We start from the raw sequence: 3,900 nt of genomic DNA, 5'->3' as shown, positions 1-3,900 counted from the left end.
TGAGCCAAGCAAGTATAAGTCTAGGCAGATTATTGGCTTTCATGATGATCCAGCTGTAAAAAACGCAAATGAAGAATGGCGAAATATTCATAAAAGTCAAACATAACAAGCGCTTTAAACGGAACAAAAACAGTTGGTTAGGTTCCGCTTCGCTCCACATTATAACCAACAATTTTTGTCCGCTTAAGCGGGCGTTATCAGGCTTACGTAAATAGCTTTTGGGTTGTTGTGAGTTTGGTCGTGTTTGGAAGGGCAGTTTTCAATTGAATGTGTTTTGCTTTGTGGTTTTAAAGTAACATTCAAAGTGTTTCAGTTTCGGTGTCAAACCTTGGTTTTTCACTGGATTTAAAATAAGTGTTCAGTTTCACATTCGTTGTGCAATTTTCCATTTATTAACGGCGTTGAAATCTGTTTAGGTTTCCACTCGCCGTGCTAACAAGGCGTTTAAACGGAACAAAAACAGTTGGCTTTTGTTCGTGCCTCACAAAGTATAGCCAACTATTTTTGTCCGCTTAACGCGGCGTTATGTGTATAGGGGTATTATGGAAGATAGTGAAATTATCGAATTTATCAGGGAGCTAGAGAGCCATGTTCCAATTGAAAGTGCAGAAGCAAAGTTTGCAGCATTTGGTGAGGTTGCGTTATATGCAAACAAGGACGGGTATTTGAGAATGGCTCTTGAGTTAATGAAGTGTGCTTTTGATGAAACATACCTTGAAGCTGATATGAACGATATATTTAGTAAAGATTCTGACTTCGGTATTGAGCACCTGACTCGGGATAAGAATGAATTCGATATAATTAGTAGTTAAAATTAAAAATACACATAACAAGGCGTTTAAACGGAACTAAAACAGTGGGTTACGTTTCGCTTCGCTACACATTATAACCCACAATTTTAGTCCGCTTAACGCGGCGTTAGTTGGACTACAAAGCGTGCAAATTTGGTTTACGTTATACCTTTGAAAATTAGTTTAAACTAAAAATGCTTTTAGCTTCGTTTCGGTTTGCTTGCTTTGATGGTCAACTGTCATCGTATTTACAACACGCTACGAAAACTAATCAACACCGTTCGTCACATTGCGTCGCTAATCATCTGTTTTTAATAAACTAAATTCAGTAATATCACGTGAATAGTTTAATTTGAAGCTGCAGTGTTGAATGTCCAACTAACAAAGGCATTCAAGCGGAAAAATAACAGTTGGCCATCGCTTCGCGATTATACGCCAACCATTATTTTCCACTTAATGGCAGCGTTAGTTGGTTTTTAAAATCGTGGTTGGTAATTCTTTCTACTAAGTATTCCTGGCTAAGGATTGAGCTTGGTAATCTTCAAAGCCGTTTCCTTGTGGTTTTAGTTTATAACTCGCTCATTCCGCCAAAATATGCAGTCGCTAATAGTCGTCTGGTGCAAAGTTTAATTCGTAAGTTAATCAGAACTCTCGGCTCCATTAGCTCCGCTTATTTTATAATGGCGTCATTCTGGTTTTTAGTTTTCAAGGTGTCATCACGAAAGTGATGTTTAGTTGAATGAGTCCTAGTTTTTTCAATAGGTTACTAGATTGTTTTTCTTATTTTAGTTATCGTATTTCATAAGGTAATTATTATCGCCAAACACAACTAACAAGCACTTTAAACGGAACAAAAACAGTTGGCTATTGTTCGTTCCTCACAAAATTATAGCCAACAATTTTTGTCCGCTTAAGTGGGCGTTATATAGCATTCTCGGAGATGTAGTTTGATATTAGGTGAGCAAGATTCATATATGTCCGTAGAGGATTATATTTCTGAAGCAATGAAAGAAGATGTTCAATATGCTAGGTATGTAGAACTCTGTGTAAATCTAGCAAATAAAGAGATGAGCTCTCTGAATGATTTTTTCAGAGAAAAGAACATGCCGACCTACGATGCAGAAGTAAGGATTAAAAACTCTGATGTGGTTAACTCAGAAGTTTCTCCATATGCATTTTATATAAACTCTGGGGTGTTTTATACCTGTTTCAAAACTGGTTTTCATTTCTACAGCGAATTATTTAGCGATAGTTTTTTAAATAAGGCATTAAAAAGTTCAGCTCTTTTGCTACCATTTCAGTTCATTCTTTATCATGAATTGTCTCATATTTATAGAGCGCACGATGATTCTTACGATGGGTCTATTAATAAAGACTCATTTATAAAAGCTACAGAAATGGATGCAGACTTAATGTCTGTTGCAAAACTGTATAGAGTTCTTCAAAGCTCGTTTCAGTCTAAATGTATTGCTGACCGAGAAATGAGATTTTTGGTCTTATTATGCGCAATAGTAGTTTTATGTGTAATGAGTCAACACTCAAACGATAATGTATACCAAGGTGAGTGTGAGCGTTTATGGGACATTGTCTTAAAAATTTCACATTTAAAAGAAGATCGAAATAGTGAAGCCCCTGTTGATGTAGACTTGACTAGCGATACTACAAAAGGCAATTTTGATGCGCAAATTGATTTTTTATTGCGTCTAGAAAACCTGCCAATACTTGAATCTGAAATGGTTACTTTTATAAATAGCTTTATTGAGCATATTTCCACTTTTAAAGAGTCAAGAACAATTACTGCTTGGGAAAAAATAAAAGACAAAGTAGCAAAAGCATCAAAGACAATAGCTTGATTTAATTGCTAAAAGCTATATAACAAGGCATTTAAACGGAACAAAAACAGTGGGTTACGTTTCGCTTCGCTACACATTTTAACCCACTGTTTTTGTCCGCTTAATGCGGCGTTAGGGCGACATTTTTTTAAACGTAGCCTTATAGTAAATATGTTAAAGGTTTAATTATTTACAATGAATTTTAATTATACTGTTTCGGAAGAGTTCTTTGAAAAGTAAAAAATTATCACTATTTATAGCTATAAATTTAGCCTTTTTTTTAACTCTTTATATCACGGGTGAAACAGAGTCTATTGATGTCAAAGAATACATCAATACGTATAGTGACAAAACTAAATACGTTTTGGTTGATAATGGAAGAATGGATAATATAGTGCAGAGTGGCTCATTGGGAGATTTTTATAACTGTATTTCTAATTTTCAGAGTATACGCTCTAGAAATGCAAAACCTGGAATATCGAAGAGCTGGAAATTATGGGTTTCAGATGACATTTTTATTAAAATAAATACTGCTCAGAATGAAACTTATTCGTTTTATTTAGAAAAAAGGAGCGGTGGTAAACTTATTGGTCTATCCGATTCCTATGCGGTTAATTGTTCCTTCGATTTATTAAACGTGACAGATAAACGAACCATTTCTGTAGATAAAAATTGGACCCCAATAGAGCATGATATTTATAAATACCATAATTAAATGGTTTGCAATTTTAGCGCCCTAACAAGGGCATTTAAACGGAACTAAAACAGTGGGTTACGTTCCGCTTCGCTTCACAGTATAACCCACTATTTTAGTCCGCTTAATGCGGCGTTATGTGTTTATGTTTTCTTAAGAGGAACCTATGAAATTTACAATTAGTTGGGTTCAAATACTGGTTTACATAGTGATAGCTTTAATAATTTCTCGCTACTTTTTAGCTGAGGAATTACTTGTAACTGAATCTAAATTATTTGAATATTTTGGGGTTAATGATAATTTAAAGTACGCAATCATAATTCCACTATTTGTCTTTTATATAAGTCGCATTTATACAAAGGATAAACGAAAACTAAAGCAATCTGATGATAGAGTAATCCGAAAACCTGTGGTTATATTTTCATTATTAAGTTTAATAGTAGTTATTGCATACTTGACCACGCTGTAGCGATTGAAAACACATAACAAGCTGTTTAAACTGATAAAAAACAGTTGGCCATCGCTTCGCGATTATAGCCAACCATTTTTTACAGCTTAACAGGGCGTTATAAGGTTTTTCATT

3 protein-coding genes are annotated in these 3,900 nt (G+C 34.7%); all 3 read left to right on the top strand.

The genetic code is table 11. From position 1 onward, the window contains the following. Nucleotides 1-542 precede the first annotated feature (542 nt). The 3 genes from CW745_RS16370 to CW745_RS16360 all read left to right on the top strand — a co-directional run bounded on the left by CW745_RS16370 (nt 543) and on the right by CW745_RS16360 (nt 3,338). Nucleotides 543-812, top strand: a complete 270-nt coding sequence (locus CW745_RS16370; protein WP_101109777.1) for a hypothetical protein — start codon at nt 543-545, stop codon at nt 810-812. 953 nt (nt 813-1,765) lie between these two features. Continuing rightward, a complete protein-coding gene (locus CW745_RS16365; protein ID WP_101109776.1) occupies nt 1,766-2,644 on the top strand; it encodes a hypothetical protein in 879 nt (292 codons plus the stop codon). Between the two features lie 208 nt (nt 2,645-2,852). After that, nucleotides 2,853-3,338: a hypothetical protein gene (locus CW745_RS16360; protein ID WP_101109775.1), complete on the top strand. Its 486-nt coding sequence runs from the start codon at nt 2,853-2,855 to the stop codon at nt 3,336-3,338. Nucleotides 3,339-3,900: the final 562 nt, after the last annotated feature.

The organism is Psychromonas sp. psych-6C06 (assembly GCF_002835465.1).
Classification (GTDB): Bacteria; Pseudomonadota; Gammaproteobacteria; order Enterobacterales; family Psychromonadaceae; genus Psychromonas.
Note: the sequence above shows the minus strand (reverse complement) of the source record. Positions and strands in the feature narration are given on the sequence as shown.